The sequence below is a fragment of the Kribbella amoyensis genome, assembly GCF_007828865.1.
In the GTDB taxonomy this organism is placed as follows: Bacteria; Actinomycetota; Actinomycetes; order Propionibacteriales; family Kribbellaceae; genus Kribbella; species Kribbella amoyensis.
On record NZ_VIVK01000001.1, the window covers coordinates 3,168,969 to 3,186,514 of the forward strand.

At 69.5% G+C, this 17,546-nt stretch carries 17 protein-coding genes; 11 read left to right on the top strand and 6 right to left on the bottom strand.

The window, feature by feature from the left end:
• Positions 1 to 75: 75 nt before the first annotated feature.
• The 6 genes from FB561_RS15110 (at position 76) to FB561_RS15135 (ending at position 6,436) form a co-directional block, all read left to right on the top strand.
• Positions 76 to 1,626 (top strand): ABC transporter ATP-binding protein, encoded by a 1,551-nt coding sequence (locus FB561_RS15110; RefSeq protein ID WP_145807174.1) that lies wholly within the window; start codon positions 76 to 78, stop codon positions 1,624 to 1,626.
• Complete coding sequence (locus FB561_RS15115) at positions 1,627 to 2,832, top strand: ABC transporter permease (protein WP_145807176.1); 1,206 nt, start codon at positions 1,627 to 1,629, stop codon at positions 2,830 to 2,832.
• Positions 2,829 to 4,118 (top strand): ABC transporter permease, encoded by a 1,290-nt coding sequence (locus tag FB561_RS15120; protein ID WP_145807178.1) that lies wholly within the window; start codon positions 2,829 to 2,831, stop codon positions 4,116 to 4,118. The genes FB561_RS15115 and FB561_RS15120 overlap by 4 nt, the downstream gene beginning before the upstream one ends.
• Positions 4,096 to 4,512, top strand: a complete 417-nt coding sequence (locus tag FB561_RS15125; RefSeq protein WP_170284678.1) for a cytidine deaminase — start codon at positions 4,096 to 4,098, stop codon at positions 4,510 to 4,512. The genes FB561_RS15120 and FB561_RS15125 overlap by 23 nt, the downstream gene beginning before the upstream one ends.
• A gap of 3 nt (positions 4,513 to 4,515) precedes the next feature.
• Positions 4,516 to 5,790, top strand: a complete 1,275-nt coding sequence (locus FB561_RS15130; protein WP_145807180.1) for a thymidine phosphorylase — start codon at positions 4,516 to 4,518, stop codon at positions 5,788 to 5,790.
• Positions 5,791 to 5,884: 94 nt separating this feature from the next.
• Positions 5,885 to 6,436, top strand: coding sequence for a hypothetical protein (locus tag FB561_RS15135; RefSeq protein WP_145807182.1), 552 nt, complete (start codon positions 5,885 to 5,887; stop codon positions 6,434 to 6,436).
• Between the two features lie 18 nt (positions 6,437 to 6,454).
• Here the strand turns inward: FB561_RS15135 and FB561_RS15140 are convergent, their stop codons facing one another.
• From FB561_RS15140 to FB561_RS15155, 4 genes are all read right to left on the bottom strand, one after another.
• Positions 6,455 to 7,135 carry a DUF998 domain-containing protein gene (locus FB561_RS15140; RefSeq protein ID WP_145807184.1) on the bottom strand — a complete coding sequence of 227 codons (681 nt, stop codon included), beginning with the start codon at positions 7,133 to 7,135 and terminating at the stop codon, positions 6,455 to 6,457.
• A gap of 70 nt (positions 7,136 to 7,205) precedes the next feature.
• The gene (locus tag FB561_RS15145; protein WP_145807186.1) at positions 7,206 to 7,877 is read right to left on the bottom strand and encodes a hypothetical protein; all 672 of its coding nucleotides are present in this window, start codon (positions 7,875 to 7,877) and stop codon (positions 7,206 to 7,208) included.
• 86 nt (positions 7,878 to 7,963) lie between these two features.
• On the bottom strand, positions 7,964 to 8,563 hold the full coding sequence (locus FB561_RS15150; RefSeq protein ID WP_145807188.1) for a uridine kinase family protein: 600 nt from the start codon (positions 8,561 to 8,563) through the stop codon (positions 7,964 to 7,966).
• A 500-nt stretch (positions 8,564 to 9,063) separates the two neighbouring features.
• Positions 9,064 to 10,229, bottom strand: a protein-coding gene (locus FB561_RS15155; RefSeq protein WP_145807189.1) for an IS3 family transposase whose coding sequence is annotated in 2 segments (ribosomal slippage) — positions 9,064 to 9,942 and positions 9,945 to 10,229 — 1,164 coding nt in all. Because the reading frame shifts where the segments join, the coding sequence is not laid out codon by codon here.
• Between the two features lie 274 nt (positions 10,230 to 10,503).
• Between FB561_RS15155 and FB561_RS15165 the strand changes: the two genes are divergently transcribed.
• Positions 10,504 to 10,935 (top strand): hypothetical protein, encoded by a 432-nt coding sequence (locus FB561_RS15165; RefSeq protein WP_145807193.1) that lies wholly within the window; start codon positions 10,504 to 10,506, stop codon positions 10,933 to 10,935.
• 9 nt (positions 10,936 to 10,944) lie between these two features.
• Here FB561_RS15165 and FB561_RS15170 read toward each other — a convergent pair whose 3' ends face one another.
• Together FB561_RS15170 and FB561_RS15175 are read right to left on the bottom strand one after the other, a co-directional pair.
• Complete coding sequence (locus FB561_RS15170) at positions 10,945 to 11,733, bottom strand: phosphotransferase (protein WP_145807195.1); 789 nt, start codon at positions 11,731 to 11,733, stop codon at positions 10,945 to 10,947.
• A 5-nt stretch (positions 11,734 to 11,738) separates the two neighbouring features.
• The gene (locus FB561_RS15175) at positions 11,739 to 12,713 is read right to left on the bottom strand and encodes a sugar-binding transcriptional regulator (RefSeq protein ID WP_145807196.1); all 975 of its coding nucleotides are present in this window, start codon (positions 12,711 to 12,713) and stop codon (positions 11,739 to 11,741) included.
• A 148-nt stretch (positions 12,714 to 12,861) separates the two neighbouring features.
• Here FB561_RS15175 and FB561_RS15180 point away from each other — a divergent pair, with 148 nt between their 5' ends.
• From FB561_RS15180 to FB561_RS15195, 4 genes are read left to right on the top strand one after another with little or no spacing between them, the layout of a single operon-like run.
• Positions 12,862 to 14,229, top strand: a complete 1,368-nt coding sequence (locus FB561_RS15180; RefSeq protein WP_145807198.1) for an ABC transporter substrate-binding protein — start codon at positions 12,862 to 12,864, stop codon at positions 14,227 to 14,229.
• Between the two features lie 10 nt (positions 14,230 to 14,239).
• Positions 14,240 to 15,196, top strand: coding sequence for a carbohydrate ABC transporter permease (locus tag FB561_RS15185; protein WP_145807199.1), 957 nt, complete (start codon positions 14,240 to 14,242; stop codon positions 15,194 to 15,196).
• A complete protein-coding gene (locus tag FB561_RS15190; RefSeq protein ID WP_145807201.1) occupies positions 15,193 to 16,050 on the top strand; it encodes a carbohydrate ABC transporter permease in 858 nt (285 codons plus the stop codon). The genes FB561_RS15185 and FB561_RS15190 overlap by 4 nt, the downstream gene beginning before the upstream one ends.
• Entirely contained in the window at positions 16,047 to 17,531 is a 1,485-nt protein-coding gene (locus tag FB561_RS15195) for a mannitol dehydrogenase family protein (protein WP_145807203.1), read from the top strand. Before FB561_RS15190 ends, FB561_RS15195 begins: the two co-directional genes overlap by 4 nt.
• The last annotated feature ends 15 nt before the right edge of the window (positions 17,532 to 17,546 follow it).

Sequence of the window (17,546 nt, forward strand, 5' to 3'; positions counted from 1 at the left end):
AGTACGGTGCGAGCCAGGAAGACCGCCCCGACCGGGTGGCCTTCCTGGCTCGCCGTCTGAAGGAAGGCTGCCCGCATGCATCTCGAGCTCTCGGGGCTGACCAAGAGTTTCGGCTCCCTGGTCGCCAACGACCACATCGACCTGGTGATCGAGCCCGGTGAGATCCACTGTCTGCTCGGTGAGAACGGTGCCGGCAAGAGCACCCTGATGAACATGCTGTACGGGCTGTTGCAGCCCGATTCCGGCGAGATCCTGGTCGACGGCGAGAAGGTGAAGATCACCTCGCCCAGTGACGCGATCGCGCACGGCATCGGCATGGTGCACCAGCACTTCATGCTCGTCCCGGTGTTCACCGTCGCCGAGAACATCATGCTCGGCCGGGAGAACACCCGCGGCGCCGGCGTGCTGGACCGCAAGCGGGCGCAGGCGCTCGTCACCCAGCTGTCCGAGCGGTACGGGTTCGAGGTGGACCCGGACGCGCTGGTGGAGAACATCCCGGTCGGGGTGCAACAGCGGGTGGAGATCATCAAGGCGCTCACCAACGACGCCAAGGTACTGATCCTGGACGAGCCGACGGCCGTGCTCACCCCGGCCGAGATCGACGAGCTGATCGAGGTGATGCGGCGGCTCAAGGAGAGCGGGACGTCGATCGTCTTCATCACCCACAAGCTCAAGGAGGTCAAGGCGATCGCGGACACCATCACCGTGATCCGCCGCGGCAAGGTGGTCGGCAACGCCGAGCCGTCCGCGACCGAGGAAGAGCTGGCCGAGCTGATGGTCGGCCGCGCCGTCGACCTGGTGGTGGACAAGGAACCGGCCCAGCCCGGCGAGCCGGTCCTGATGGTCGAGGGGCTCACCGTCATCGACGAGCGCGGGTTCACCGCCGTCGATGCCGTGGACCTGGAGGTCCGGGCCGGCGAGATCCTCGCGGTGGCCGGTGTCCAGGGCAACGGCCAGACCGAGCTCGCCGAGGCGCTGCTCGGGCTCAGCCCGGTCGCGGCCGGGCGGATCAGCCTGGACGGCAAGGACCTGACCACCGCGAGTACCAGGCAACGGCTGGACGCGGGCATCGGGTACGTCCCCGAAGACCGCGGTCACGACGGGTTCGTCGGGCCGTTCTCGGTCGCCGAGAACCTGGTCCTCGACCTGTTCCGGCGGGAGCCGTTCGGCAAGGGGCTCTCGCTGCGGACCGACGAGATCCACAAGAACGCCGAGGCCCGGGTGGAGGAGTTCGACATCCGTACCCAGGGCGTCGAGCTGTCCACCTCGTCGCTGTCCGGCGGCAACCAGCAGAAGGTCGTGCTGGCCCGGGAGCTGTCCCGGCCGCTGAAGCTGCTGGTCGCCTCGCAGCCGACCCGCGGTGTCGACGTCGGCTCGATCGAGTTCCTGCACACCCGGATCGTCGAGGAGCGGGACCGCGGGACCGCGGTGCTGATCGTGTCCACCGAGCTGGACGAGATCGCCGCGCTGGCCGACCGGGTCGCGGTGATGTACCGCGGCAAGGTGGTCGGCGTCGTCCCCGCCGACACCCCGCGCGACGAGCTGGGCCTGATGATGGCCGGCGCCTCCAAGAGTGAGGCGCAAGCGGAGGCCACCGAGCACCCGACCACGTTGGGAACCATCTAGATGAGCAACGACACTGTCACCGAGCGGGCCCCGGCCCCGGCCGGCCCGCCCGCCGGTTCGCAGCGCAGCGGGCTGCCGAACTGGGCGGTCCAGGGCCTGGTCTCGCTGAGCGCGATCGTGCTGGCGCTGGTCGTCGGTGCGGTCCTGATCATCATCGGCGACGACCAGGTGCAGGCCGCGGTCAAGTACTTCGGCGCCGCGCCGATGGACACCGTGTCGGCGGCGCTGACCGCGGTCGGCGAGGCGTACAAGGCGCTGGTCGTCGGCGCGATCGGCGGGATCGACCCGATCACCGAGTCGCTCACCCAGGCGACCCCGTTGATCTGCGGCGGTCTGGCCGTCTCGCTGGCGTTCCGGACCGGGCTGTTCAACATCGGCGCCCAGGGCCAGCTGATCATGGGCGCGATCCTGGCCGCCTACATCGGCTTCGCCTGGCAGCTGCCGCCGGTGCTGCACCTGCTGCTCGCGATCATCGGCGGCCTGGTCGGCGGCGCGCTCTGGGGCGGCGTGGTCGGCGTCCTGAAGGCGCGGACCGGGGCGCACGAGGTGATCGTCACGATCATGCTCAACTACGTCGCCATCTACCTGCTCCAGTGGTTGCTGACGACAACGACGTTCAAGCGGCCCGGCCGCGAGGACCCGATCAGCCCGATCGCCGACCCGAACGCGCAGTACCCCCAGTTCGGTGACACCCGGCTGCACGGCGGCTTCATCCTCGCGCTGCTGGCCGCGGTCTTCGTCTGGTGGCTGCTGAACCGCTCCACGATCGGCTTCGAGCTGCGCGCGGTGGGTGCGAACGCGGACGCGTCCCGGACCGCGGGCATGTCGGTCGGCCGGGCGTACATCATCGCGATGGTGACCGCCGGTGCGTTGGCCGGCCTGGCCGGTACCCAGCAGGTGCTCGGGACCGATCTGCCGCTGACCGACGGCGTCGCCGCGACGGTCGGGTTCGACGCGATCACGGTCGCGCTGCTCGGCCGAGGTACGCCACTCGGGACAGTGCTCGCCGGGCTGCTGTTCGGCGCGCTGAACGCGGGCGGCCTGCAGATGCAGCTGCAGACCCAGACGCCGCTGACCCTGACCACCGTCCTGCAGGCCGTGATCGTGCTGTTCGTCGCGGCCCCGGCGCTGGTGCGCTCGATCTTCCGGTTCCTGCCGAAGGAACGTGGGACCGGGCCCGTCCTCGCGAAAGGCTGGAACGGATGAGCGAGACGACCACGACCCAGGACACCGTCCGGGAACCGGCCCCGGCCGCGATCGAGGCGCCGGCCGAGCGGACCCGCCGGTTGCGCGTCGGCGGCCTGATGGTGGTGTTCGCCCTGATCGGGCTGCTGCTGGCGATCTTCACCAACGGCGGCAAGGCCACCTTCCAGCTCGTCTCCGGCGACCTGCAGAACAACCTGCTCGGCGTCCCGGCCCAGGCGACCGCGCTGATCCTCGGGATCCTCGGCATCATCGCCGCCGGCGCGTACGTCCTGCGCCGCGTGCCGCAGTCGTACTCCGGCTACCTGGCCACCCTGCTCGGGATCTGCTTCATCGGCTCGTTCCTGTGCTGGGCCGCCGCGGGCAAGACCTTCCCGCTGGCCAACCAGTTTCAGGGCACGCTGAACTTCGCCACCCCGCTGATCCTCGGCGCGCTGGCCGGGGTGCTGTGCGAGCGGGCCGGCGTCATCAACATCGCGATCGAGGGCCAGTTCCTGGTCGGCGCGTTCACCGCGGCCGTCGTCTCCAGTACGACCGGCAGCCAGGTGGCGGCGTTGATCGCGGCCGCGGTGACCGGGGTCCTGATGGCCTCGCTGCTGGCCGTGTTCTCGATCAAGTACCTGGTCAACCAGGTGGTCCTCGGTGTCGTCCTGGTCGTCTTCGCGTCCGGTATCACCGGGTACCTGTTCGACCAGTTCCTGCAGGACGACGCGCAGAACCTGAACACCCCCGAGGTGTTGTCCGCGGTGAAGATCCCGCTGCTCGGCGACATCCCGTTCATCGGGCCGATCCTGTTCCAGCAGACCGTGCTCGTGTACCTGACGTACATCGCGGTCGCCGTGGTCACGTTCGTGCTGTTCGAGACCCGGTGGGGCCTGCGGGTCCGCGCGGTCGGCGAGCACCCGAAGGCAGCCGACACGGTCGGTATCAAGGTCAAGCGGGTCCGGTACTCCGCGGTGCTCTGGGCCGGCGTACTGGCCGGGCTCGGCGGCGCGTTCTTCACCGTCGGGTACGCGGGCTCGTTCTCCAAGGAGATGACCGCGGGCAACGGGTTCATCGCGCTGGCCGCGTTGATCATGGGCCGCTGGCACCCGATCGGCGCGATGGTGGCCGCGCTGTTCTTCGGCTTCGCCACCCAGTTGCAGTCCCAGCTGCAGATCATCCAGACCCCGATCCCGGGCGAGCTGCTGCTGATGGCGCCGTACCTGGCCACCATCATCGCCGTCGCCGGACTGGTCGGCCGGGTCCGAGCTCCGAAGGCCGACGGTGAGCCGTACGTCACCGAGTAGCGCGGACCCGATCGACTGGGCCGCCTTGCGGGCGGCCGCGGTCGAGGTGATGGGCCGCGCCTACGCGCCGTACTCCGGGTTCGCGGTCGGCGCCGCGGCGTACGCGGACGACGGCCGGATCGTTGCCGGGTGCAACGTGGAGAACGCGTCGTACGGGCTGACCCTGTGCGCCGAGTGCGGGCTGGTGTCGGAGCTGCACCGGACCGGCGGGGGCCGGCTGGTCGCGTTCACCTGCGTGGACCACGACGGTGAGCTGCTGACGCCGTGCGGCCGGTGCCGGCAGTTGCTGCACGAGAACGGCGGGCCCGGCCTGCTGCTGGAAACCCCGAGCGGCCCGCGGCCGTTGCGGGAGCTGTTGCCCGACGCGTTCGGGCCCGAGGACCTGGAGGACTAGCGCATGTTCGACGCGGTCGACGTGATCCGCACCAAGCGGGACAAGGGCGAGCTGACCGACGACCAGATCGACTGGGTGATCGCGGCGTACACCCGCGGCGACGTCGCCGACGAGCAGATGGCGTCGCTGGCGATGGCGATCCTGCTGAACGGGATGGACCGGCGCGAGATCGCCCGCTGGACCACGGCGATGATCGCCTCCGGGGAGCGGATGGACTTCGCCAAGCTGTCCCGGCCGACCGCGGACAAGCACTCCACCGGCGGCGTCGGCGACAAGATCACGTTGCCGCTGGCCCCGTTGGTCGCGGCCTGCGGGGTCGCCGTCCCGCAGCTGTCCGGGCGCGGTCTCGGCCACACCGGCGGCACGCTGGACAAGCTGGAGTCGATCCCCGGCTGGCGGGCCGCGCTGTCGAACGACGAGCTGATGCGCCAGCTCGAGGATGTCGGCGCGGTGATCTGCGCGGCCGGCGACGGGCTGGCCCCGGCGGACAAGAAGCTGTACGCCCTGCGCGACGTGACCGGTACCGTCGAGGCGATCCCGCTGATCGCCAGCTCGATCATGAGCAAGAAGATCGCCGAGGGCACCGGCGCGCTCGTCCTGGACGTGAAGGTCGGCACCGGCGCGTTCATGAAGGAGCTCGCCCACGCCCGCGAGCTGGCCGAGACGATGGTTGCTCTCGGCACCGATGAGGGTGTGAACACGGTCGCGTTGCTGACCGACATGTCGACACCGCTCGGCCTGACCGCGGGCCACTCGCTCGAGGTCCGCGAGTCGCTCGAGGTCCTCGCCGGTGGTGGGCCGGGTGACGTTGTCGAGCTGACCGTGGCGCTGGCGACCGAGATGCTGGCCGCGGCCGGGGTCACGGACGTGGATCCGGCGGAGAAGCTGCGGGACGGTTCCGCGATGGACGTGTGGCGCCGGATGATCGCGGCCCAGGGCGGCGACGTGGACGCCCCGCTGCCGGTGGCTCCGGAACAGCAGGTGATCAAGGCGGAGTCGTCCGGTGTGCTGACCAAGCTGGACGCGATGGCGGTCGGCGTGGCCGCGTGGCGGCTCGGGGCCGGCCGGGCGCGCAAGGAGGACCCGGTGTCCGACGTCGCGGGGGTCGAGCTGCACGCCAAGCCGGGCGACCAGGTCACCGAAGGACAGCCGCTGATGACCCTGCACACCGAGGACACCGCACGCTTCGACCGGGCTCTGGAAGTACTGGCGAGCGCAGTGGAGATCGGTTCGACGGCGCCGGACCACAGGTTGATCATCGACCGCATCACCGCCTGACCACTGCGTTCTGCCCCCGCGACCTGGGATCCTGGGCCGGTTCTCACGACCCCCGGCCGAGGAGCGTACTTTGCCGCTTGACCAACGCGCGTTCATGGACCTGCTGCGCCAGTCGTACCCCGACGACCACGCCCGGGCAGGCAGCCAAGGCTGGGGCGATCCGCATCTGTACGCCGACGCGGCCGGCTGCCGGGCCGCGGTGGTCAGTAGTCTGGGCGACGACTGGCAGTGGTCGAAGCTCGACGACGCCGACAAGGTGCGGCTGACCCAGTTGGCGGCCCAGTCGGCGCCGCTCACGGATCTGTACAACTTCGTCGACTACCGGATGAAGCAGACGGTGGTCTATGACCCTCAGACCGGCGTGAAGGATCGCCGTGCCATGGGGTCGTCGTGGCGACCGCTGGTCGAGCCCCCGAACGACCGGGATCCGAAGGCGCGCGACGAAGCCAGGAGCCGGGCGGTGCAGCACATCAACGCGGCCGATCGGAACAACCCGAACCGCTTCCTGGGGGCATCGGTGACCCCAGGAACGCCTGGCCGGGCAGCTTCCCCGGCGGCTTTCGGTAAGCCCGACGCCTCGGGCGAGCGGCCGACCGCGCATCGCCCGCAAACCGGACGGCAAAGCGGTACCGGTCTCGGCGGCTGATCCGGCCGGGCCCTGGAGTCAGTGCCGAGCGCTGTGCAGACCGGTACGACGCTGCCGGACTTCGCCGACCTCATCGCCGCCTGACCGGAGCACGAAGACTCCGGTCAGTAGCAGCCACAGCGGTACTCCGTAGGCGGTCACGCGTTCCATCCCGCCGGTCCCGAGACCGAGGCCGTGACCGCCGAAGTGCAGCACCATCGCGGCCAGACCGAGCGCGCCGAATCCCGCGGCGTACCAGCGGGTGCGGCTGATCGGGGTCCCGGTGCGCAGGAACCCGGCCAGGAGCAGGGCCGCGTTGCCGCAGAGGAAGATGATGACCGCGCCGCCCAGGACGTGCATGTCCTCGTTGACGTCGGCCGGCCACAGTCCTGCGACGGCCCAGCCGAAACCCGTTGCTGCCAGCAACAGCCTGGTGATGATCGCGACGGCACCCCGGGGCCAGGCGGTGGAGGTGAGCAGCACCCCGCCGACGATGAGGACGCCGCCGAGTACGAACGAGACGTTCATCAGGTCGTGCAAGGGCGAGCAGACGGACCGGCCGCCGAACTCGCCGCAGGTCACGTTGCCGAGATCGCTGATGTTGTTGTCCGCCCAGCTGTACGGCGACTCCCAGGCGAGCTCGACGATCACCATCACCGCGAAGAACTGCACCACCCCGGCGATCCATCCGATCGCCCCGAGCCTGGCTGAAGTTGTCATGGCCACGACGGTAGGGATTGCCGTCGCGCCCGGACAGGGTGCCGACGACCGGCCGTGGGTAGCGCGGGAGCTACCCGGCGGCGGGCCGGGCGAGCCGAAGATGCTGCTGCTGGGCGACGGTCGTGGCCAAGGTGACGTCCGGAGTCAGGGTGCCGCCGACGGCGCCGACCTCGCTCACCTTGGTCCGGACCACGGTGGTGCCGACGACGAAGCTGGTCTCGGCGATCGCCTCGGACCGGTTGACCGTGCCCGTGACCACGACCCGCTGGTCGCTGAAGACCTGCGGAACCCCCGGTACGGAGAACTTCTTGCTGTGCGAGCTCTGGTTCCACAGGCCGAGTTGGAGGTTCTTCGCCTGCCGGTTCGAGCTGGTCCGGAAGAGCTGCACGGTGTACTGCTTGCGCCGATCCGGGCTGACCCGGACGGCCTGGTACCCGGTCTTGAACCCCGCGTTGAGCAGCAGCGCGCGGTCCTCGGGCGGGGCCGGCGAGATGGACGCGAGGAAGGTCTGCAGGTCGAACGTCCCGCTCGATCCCCGCGGATCCGCGGCGTAGCCCTTCGGGACGACGATCTGCGCCGCCAGGCCGGTCGGCGCGGTGGGTGCGGCGTTCACCTCAGGCGCGGTACCGGCCACGTCCCGGGTCGTCGTCGAGGCACCCGCGTCCCCACCGGCGCACCCGGTCAGCCCGAGGACCGCGGCCGTCAGTACGGCACAGCTCGACGCAACGGCCTTCCGCCTCACGGTTCCTCCACGGCTCCAGGGAATTCGAAGCCGATCGGATCAGATCCAGGTGAACCCCAGGCAAACCACACCTGACTCCCTGGCGGTCAGCGGGCCCGGGTGGTGGCGAGGAGCTCGGTGATGCGGCGGCGGGCGGCCTTCGGGTGGAGGGGTTCGCAGCCGGCGTCGAGACAGCGGCGGACGACGCGGGGATCGTCCCGGAGGAGCCGCAGTCCGCGGCGGAGCAACGTGAGCGGTGGTTTGCGGTGCTCGCGGAGATCGCGCTGGAACCGGCGCAGGAAGGTGACCACGCGGTGGTGCCGGACGCAGATCGCGGCGGCGAGCAGTTCGCGGGACCTCAGTTCGCCGACGATCTGGTCCGCGAAGATGCCCTCGGCAATCACCAGTGCCTGACCCTCGGTCGTCACGACGCGGTGACCCACCGTCGCGTCCACGGCGATGTCGTAGATCGGCATGTCCGCCGACCCCGTCGTACACAGCCGCTCCAACGCGTCCACGGCCCGCCCGGCGTCCCACGAGTACGGATCGTCCCAGTCGATGATGCCGAGCGACGACCGCGGCATCGCCTCGTCGTCCCCGTCCCGGTAGAAGTCGTCCAGCCGCACCACCGGCAACCCCACCAACTCGGCGAGATGAGACTTCCCGGTCCCCGAAGGACCGGCCAGCAGGACGACGCGCGCGCTCACCCGCACATTCTCCGGCATCCCAGGCGCACCCCCACCCACGGGTAACACCTCGCCTCCCTCGCCTCCCTCGGCGCCGACTTTGTGCGCGGCTCGGTCGCACTGGCTCGACTTTGTGCGCGGGTCGGTCGTTTGTGGTGGGTTGGGGTGGCGGGTTCGTGCTCAAAGTCGGCGTTGGCGAGGCGCGGGACGGTACGAGGGTGGCGGTTGTGGGGCGAGGCTTCGTGCCACCTGACCTGGACGTCTTTGTGCGCGGGTCAGTGGTGCCGGCTCGACTTTGTGCGCGGGTCGGTCGTTTGGGGTGAGTTGGGGTGGCGGGTTCGTGCTCAAAGTTGCGGTGGCGGGAGTGGGGGTGGCGGGTTCGTGCTCAAAGTCGCCGGCGGCGGGGTGGCGGTGGCGGGTTCGTGCTCAAAGTCGCCGGTAGCGGGGTGTGGGGTCGAGGCTTCGTGCCACCTGAGGGGGGCGTCTTTGGGGTCTGCTGCACGGATAGGTGACAGTTTCGGTCACGCGGCCTGACTGGCCGGTGTGGTCATGATTGTTTCGTATTCGATGGGGGTCAATCGGCCGAGGGCGGTTTGCCGGCGGCGGCGGTGGTAGGTCCGTTCGATCCAGCTCACGATCGCGACGCGGAGTTCGTCGCGCGTGGACCAGGTGCGCCGGTCGAGAACATTCTTCTGCAGCAGCGCGAAGAAGCTTTCCATCGCGGCGTTGTCACCGGCGGCCCCGACCCGGCCCATCGAGCCGACCAGGCCGTCGCGGCCGAGTGCGTGCACGAATTTCCTGGACCGAAATTGCGTCCCGCGGTCGGTGTGCAGCACGCAGCCGGCGACCCCATCGCGGCGGGCGACGGCGCTGTTCAGCGCGGCCACGGCGAGGCGGGACTTCATCCTGGAGTCGATGGAGTAGCCCACGATCCGGTTGGAGTAGACGTCCTTGACCGCGCACAAGTAGAGCTTGCCTTCGCCGGTGCGGTGTTCGGTGATGTCGGCCAGCCACAACCGATTGGGTGCCTGCGCGGTGAAATCACGACGCACGAGATCGTCGTGGACCGGCGGACCAGGCTTCTTACCGTTCTTGCTCCGCTTCTTGCCGAACGCGCTCCACCAGCCCATCGCTGAGCAGATCCGCCACGCGGTCCGGTCCGCCATCGACACGCCGGCGGCGCGGGCCTCGTCGACCAGGAACCGGTAACCGAACTCGGGGTCGTCGCGGTGCGCGCCGAACAACGCGTTCGCGCGATAAGCCTGCTCGAGCTCGGCGGTGGTGACCGGCTGGTCCAGCCACCGGTAGTACGGCTGGCGAGCGATCTTCAGCACCCGGCACGTCACCACGACGGGGATCCCGTCCGCGGCCAGCCTCTTCACGAGCGGGTAGAGCCTTTTCCCGGCAGATGCGCCTGCGACAGATAGGCCGCCGCACGGCGCAGCACCTCGTTCTCCTGCTCCAGCAACTTGATCCGCCGCCGCGCCTCGCGCAGTTCGGCCGACTCACCACGAGACACACCCGGCTTGGTGCCTTCATCGATCTCGGCTTGGCGCAGCCACTTGAACAACGTCATCGGGTGCACCCCGAAGTCCTTGGCGATCTGCTCCACCGTCACACCGGGATCACGGTCACGAGCCACCCGAACGACATCGTCACGGAACTCGCGGGGATAAGGCTTAGGCACAGCAACATCCTTCCAGGCCAGCCTCACGGCAAGCCAGCACAGATGTCACCTACTCGTACAGCAGACCCGGTGTGGGGTGGCGGGTTCGTGCTCAAGGTGGCGGGTGGCGGGGTGTGGGGTGGCGGGTTCGTGCTCAAGGTGGCGGGTGGCGGGGTGTGGGGTGGAGGTGGCGGGTTCGTGCTCGAGGTCGTGGGTGGTGGGGTGTGGGGCGCGCGGGTAACGACGGAGCTCTGCGGGCGATATCTCCAGCAGTCGCATAGAACCGGAGATTCGCATGGCACCTCGTTTGAGCTGGCCAGGTTTGGTCGCCTATCTGGGGATCGCCGGCGTCATGGCGGTCCAGGGCGTGCGCATCGTGCGGTACGACGAGGTGTGGGTCGGCGGGAATCGCTGGGCCGCGGGCGCGTTGCTCGTGATAGTCGCCCTGACCGCGTTGCTCTTCGTGGTCGGCGCGATGACGAGGACTCCGCTGGTCGGCGACGACACCCGGGTACTGGGGCGCCGCGGCGGGTTGGCGGTGATCGCCTTGACCTTGCTCGGGCTGGCGATCGTGGTGGTGTCCGGCTTGGACGCGTTCAAGGTCTGGCCGAGTTGGATGGCGATATTCGTGCCGTACGGGGTCCGGAAGTACGAGGACGCTTATCGCGAAGGCGTCGAGGAAGGGCGCCTCGTCGCGGAAGCGCTCCGCGAAGAGCGGGAGAGGTGAGGCCGGCTCTCAGTTCAGGAGGGCTTGGTGGAGGGTTTGGGCCTGGGTGGCGAACCAGGTGTTGGTGCGGGCGGTGAGGGCTGCTTCGCCGGTGGACCATCTTTGGTGGAACCAGGGGTGGCCGGCTTCGGCCCGGCGGCGGACGTAGTCCATGCACCAGGTGTGGTTGTCGGTGGCTGCTTCGACCAGGCGGGTGCGGTCCTCGGGGGAGAGGCCGTAGCTGTCGGCGAAGCGTTTGAGCCGGGTCAGGGTGCGGCCGCGGCGTTGGTCGTCGACGTCGGGCTCGGGGCGGAGCGGGGCCCAGAGCCGGATCGCGGTCGCCACGTCCCACAACGCGGACCCCGGGCCGGCCAGGTCGAAGTCGATCAGGGCGACCGCGGTGCCGTCGCGGAAGACGATGTTGTCCAGGTTCGGGTCGTTGTGGCTGACCAGGCCGTCCACGTACGCGCGGGGTACCGGCTCGGCCCAGGCGACGTCCTCGGGGACGAAGTCGGCCACCGCCTCGTGGTACCGGCGCAGGAGCACGGCGACGCTGTCGAGCGCCTGGTCCGTCATCGACCAGGCCGGGTACGGCGGGGTGACGGACTCGCCGGGGACGAACGACAGCACCTCGCGGCCGTGCTCGTCGATGCCGAGGAATCGTGGTGCGCCGTCGAATCCGGACCGTTCGAGGTGATCGAGCAACCGGTGCACGGCCGGGCCGCTCGGCCGGAGTGGGCGGCGGACGGTGTCGCCGACCCGGACCACCCGGCCGCGGTTCGCGGTCCCGCCGGGCAACTGCGTCTCGACCTCGCCCATCGGGGTCAGGCGATCTCGTCCAGCAGCGCCGTCGCCAGCGGGGTATGGGTGACCAGCCCGTTCACCAGCCCCCCGCGGACCGCCGCCAGCACGGCCTCCACCTTCGCCACGCCGTACGGGATCGCGACCACCTCGTCGATCGCGTCCATCTGGGCCGCGTTGATCGCGATCACCCGCTCGGTCACCGGGGTCCGGACCGGTTCGCCGGCGGCGTTCACGAACACCCCGGAGATCTCCGCCACCACTCCGCGCCGGCGCAGTTGCTCACAAGCCTGCTCGTCCATCGCGTCGAACAACGTGGACTGCCCGTTCGCCCAGGACCCGAGCCCGACCACGGCCTTGGTCACCGAGTCGAAGTGCCCGATCGCGTCGGCCACCTCCGGCTGCTGGCGCAACGCCCGGGCGGTCGACGCGTCCGGGACGACCAGCGGCGCGTAGAACAGGTACGCCGGGCCGCCGGACAACCGGGCCACGTTGCGGACCAGTTCCACCGAGTTCGCCTCGATGTCGGGCCGGGTCAGCGCGCCGGTGAGCTGGACGACGGGGACCCGGGCCAGCGAGGTCAGCTGCTCGGTCATCGCGGTCACCGCGCGCGCCCAGGCCAGGCCGAGCACGTCCTCGGCGGTGACGATCTCGGTGAGCAGGTCGGCCGCGGCCTTGCCGAGCTGGAGCCGGAGCGCGGCCGGGTCGACCTCGGGGGTGTCCACCACGATCGCGCGGCGCAGCCCGAGCGCCTCGCGCAACCGGGCCGAGAGGTCCAGGTCGATGGTGCCCGGGTGGCTGATCTCGATCCGGACCATGCCGCTGTTGCGGGCCTGGTCGAGCAGCCGAGCGACCTTGAACCGGCTGAGCCGGAACTCCTCGGCGATCTCCACCTTGGACCGGCCGTCGACGTAGTACCGGCGCGCGATCGACGCCGTCAGGACGAGCTGCGCCGGCCCCGGGGTCCCGGTGCTCGCGGCGTTGCTGCTCGGCTCCATCTGACCTCCCGCTCATATGAGCATGACTGCGCCCTAGTGTTGCACAGAGTCTTGACAGCGGGAATCGCCTCCGGTTCACTCGTTCCGTGAGCAGCCCCCTGCTCATTTGAGCAAGCCCGAGACCGACGCCGACTGCGAAGGAGCACTCGTGCTGGGTAAGCGGAAAAGGATCGGCGCCCTGGCGGTCGCGGTCCTCCTCGCCGGAGCGGCCAGCGGCTGCGCGGGCTGGGGTGGTGGCGCCGGCGGCGGTGGAGCCGACAGCATCAACGTGCTGATGGTGAACAACCCGCAGATGATCGACCTGCAGCAACTCACCGCGGAGCACTTCACCAAAGAGACCGGCATCAAGGTGAACTTCACCGTGCTGCCGGAGAACGACGTCCGGGACAAGATCAGCCAGGAGTTCTCCAGCCAGGCCGGCCAGTACGACGTCGCCTCGCTGAGCAACTTCGAGATCCCGATCTACGCGACCAGCAAGTGGATCGCGCCGCTGTCGGACTACATCGCCGAGGACCCGTCGTTCGACCAGGACGACGTGCTGAAGCCGATGACCCAGTCGCTGTCCGGCGAGGACGGTCAGGTGTACGGCGAACCGTTCTACGGCGAGTCGTCGTTCCTGATGTACCGCAAGGACGTGCTCGCCTCGAAGGGCGTGACGATGCCGGCCAAACCGACCTGGCAGCAGGTCGCCGACATCGCCGCCAAGGTGGACAACGCCCAGCCGGGGATGCGCGGGATCTGCCTGCGCGGCCAGCCGGGCTGGGGCCAGCTGTTCGCGCCGCTGACCACGGTGGTGAACACGTTCGGCGGGACCTGGTTCACCGAGGACTGGCAGGCCAAGGTGAACTCGCCGGAGTTCACCGAGGCGACGAAGTTCTACGTCGACCTGGTCCGCAACCACGGCGAGCTCGGCGCTCCCCAGGCCGGGTTCACCGAGTGTCTCAACAACCTTGTCCAGGGCAACGTCGCGATGTGGTACGACGCGACCTCGGCGGCCGGATCGCTGGAGGCGCCCGACTCCCCGGTGAAGGGCAAGATCGGGTACGCGCCCGCGCCGGTGGTGAAGACGGACAGCTCGGGCTGGCTGTACGCGTGGTCCTGGAGCATCCAGCAGGCCAGCGAGAAGAAGGACAACGCCTGGAAGTTCATCTCCTGGGCCTCCGGCAAGGAGTACGAGGAACTGGTCGGGCAGAAGCTCGGCTGGTCCCGGGTCCCGGCCGGCAAGCGGGCCTCGACGTACGCGAACCCGCAGTACGTGAAGGAGGCCGGCGCGTTCGCCGAGCCGACCAAGCAGGCGATCGAGGCGGCGGATCCGCGCAACCCGGGGGTGCAGCCGCGGCCGGCGATCGGGATCCAGTTCGTCGACATCCCGGAGTTCCCCGATCTCGGCACCCAGGTCAGCCAGGACGTGAGTTCGGCGATCGCGGGCCGGATGACGGTGGAGAAGGCGCTCGGCCGGGGCCAGGAACTCGCCGACGACGTGGCCGAGCGGTACCGCTCACGAGAAGCGAAGTGAGGGAGCCGAGATGACGACAGTCGACACGCCGGCCCGGCCGCGCAAGCAGGCCGCGGCCCCGCCCGGTTCCCAGGGCACGCTGCTGCGGAAGACCGGCGACTGGGCCCGGCGCGCGCCGCTGCTGCCCGCGCTGGTGTTCATGATCGTGGTGACGCAGCTGCCGTTCCTGGTCACGATCGTGACGTCCTTCATGGACTGGAACGCCTACTACCCCGACGAGCGCGCCTTCGCCGGGATCGACAACTTCCGCCGCGTCCTCACCGACGCGAACACCCGGCAGGCGATCCTGGTGACGATCCTGCTGACCGCGGCCGTGGTCCTGATCAGCCTCGTCCTCGGTCTGGTGATCGCGTTGCTGCTGGACCGCAAGTTCCGGGGCCGCGGCATCGTCCGGACAATGATGATCACGCCGTTCCTGGTCGTTCCGGTGGCCGCTGCGCTGCTGTGGAAGCACGCTCTCTACAACCCGGAGTACGGGCTGTTCAACGGCGTGCTGACCTGGATCTTCGGCGACAACGCGCCGCAGCCGGACTGGATCAGCAACCAGCCGCTGTGGTCGGTGATCTTCGCGCTGGTCTGGCAGTGGACGCCGTTCATGATGCTGATCCTGCTGGCCGGGCTGCAGAGCCGCCCGCTCGACGTGGTCGAGGCGGCCGGGATCGACGGCGCCAGCAGCTGGGACATCTTCCGCTACATGACGCTGCCGCACCTGCGGCAGTACCTGGAGCTGAGCGCGCTGCTCGGATCGATCTACGTGGTGCAGAACTTCGACCACGTCTTCACGATCACCTCCGGCGGCCTCGGCACCGCGAACCTGCCGTACTCGATCTACCAGACCTTCTACACCGCGCACGACTACGGCCGCGCCTCGGCCGCCGGCGTGATCGTCGTGATCGGCACCATCATCATCGCGACGCTGGCGCTGCGCTCGGTGTCCACGCTGTTCAGGGAGGAGACCGGACGATGAGTACCGCGAACCCGGCCACGTCCGCCGGACCCACCTTCCGCAAACCGCCGCGCAGCGGGCTGCTGCTGACCGGGGTGGCCTGGATCGTCGGCATCCTGTTCGTGCTGCCGGTGCTGTGGATGGCGCTGACCTCGTTCCACTCCGAGCCGGACGCCGCCACCAACCCGCCGTCGATCGCGGCTCCGCTGACCTTCGACGGGTACAAGGCGTTCTTCGACTCCGGACCCTGGCCGTCGATCCTGAACTCGGTCACCGCGAGCCTGCTGTCGACGGTCCTGGTGATCCTGCTCGCCTTCCCGGCGGCGTACGCGCTGTCGATCAAGCCGGTGCGCAAGTGGACCGACGTGCTGTTCTTCTTCCTCTCCACCAAGATGCTGCCGGTCGTCGCCGGGCTGCTGCCGATCTACCTGTTCGCGCAGTCGGTGCACTTCCTGGACAACATCTGGCTGCTGATCATCCTGTACACCTCGATGAACCTGCCGATCGCGGTCTGGATGCTGCGCAGCTTCCTCGCCGAGGTCCCGGTCGAGATCCTCGAGGCCGCCTCGGTCGACGGGGCCGGCCTGGCCCGGACCTTGCGCTCGGTGGTCGCGCCCGTCGTCACGCCGGGGATCGCGTCCGCTGCCCTGATCTGCTTCATCTTCAGCTGGAACGAGTTGCTGTTTGCCCGGGTGCTCACGGGTACGGTGGCTCAGACCGCACCGGTCTTCCTCACCGGCTTCGTGACCAGTCAGGGCCTGTTCCTGGCCAAGGTGTGCGCGGCCTCCCTGGTGGTGTCGCTGCCGGTACTGATCGCCGGATTCGCCGCCCAGGACAAACTGGTCCAGGGCCTGTCGTTGGGAGCCGTCAAGTGACATCGACCAGCCCGCAGCAGCTCGGCCCCGCCCACCTGGGCGCCCTCGGTACCGAGGTGGGCCGGCCGGAGTACGACCGGGCGGAGGTCCGCGCCGGCATCGTGCACTTCGGGGTCGGCGGATTCCACCGGGCCCACCAGGCGATGTACCTGGACCGGCTGATGAACGACGGCAAGGCGCTGGACTGGGGGATCTGCGGCGTCGGCGTCCTGCCCCAGGACCGCCGGATGGCCGACGTGATGGCCGCGCAGGACGGGCTGTACACGCTGGTGGTCAAGCACCCGGACGGCACGCTCGAGCCGCGCGTGATCGGGTCCGTCGTCGACTACCTGTTCGCGCCGGACGACCCCGAGGCGGTGCTGGCCCGGATGGCCGATCCGGCCACCCGGATCGTGTCGCTGACGATCACCGAAGGCGGGTACAACGTCCACCAGGTGACCGGTGAGCTGGACACTTCCGACCCGGCGCTGGCCGCGGACCTGGAGCCGGGGGCGACGCCGGGCAGCGTGTTCGGGTTCGTCGTCGAGGCGCTGGCGCGACGGCGGGCGGCCGGGGTGGCGCCGTTCACGCTGATGTCGTGCGACAACATCCCGGGCAACGGGCACGTCGCGAAGAAGATGCTGACCGCGTTCGCCCGGCTGAAGGACCCGGAGCTGGCCGGCTGGATCGAGCGCGAGGTGCGGTTCCCGAACTCGATGGTCGACCGGATCACCCCGGTCACCACCGACGCGGACAAGGCCGCGCTGGCCGAGCGGTTCGGGATCGACGACGGCTGGCCGGTGGTCTGCGAGCCGTTCACCCAGTGGGTGCTCGAGGACGAGTTCGGCGGCGACCGGCCGCCGTACGAGGAGGTTGGCGTCCAGCTCGTGCAGGACGTCGAGCCGTACGAGCTGATGAAGCTGCGGCTGCTGAACGCGAGCCACCAGGCGCTGTGCTACCTCGGCTACCTGGCCGGCTACCGGTACGCGCACGAGGTCTGCCAGGACAAGCTGTTCGTCGACTTCCTGCTCACCTACATGGATGACGAGGGGACGCCGACCCTGCCGCCGGTCCCGGGGGTAGACCTGGACCGGTACAAGCACCAGCTGATCGAGCGGTTCGCGAACCCCGAGGTCCGCGACACCCTGGCCCGGTTGTGCGCGGAGAGCTCGGACCGGATCCCGAAGTGGCTGCTGCCCGTGGTCCGCGAGCAGCTCACCGCCGGCCGGACGATCGACCGCGCCGCATTGGTGGTCGCCTCGTGGGCCCGGTACGCCGAGGCCGTGGACGAGCAGGGCGAGCCGATCGAGGTGGTCGACCGGTTGCGCGACAAGCTGGTCGAGCGGGCCCAGCACAACCACGAGGACCCGCTGGTGTTCATCTCCGACCCGGACCTCTTCGGCGACCTCGCCCAGGACGAGCGGTTCGTCCAGGCGTACACGTCGTCGCTCGCTTCCTTGCACGAACGCGGAGCCCGAGCCACGCTCGAAAGTTTCGCGTGAGCTCAGCAGGCGGGC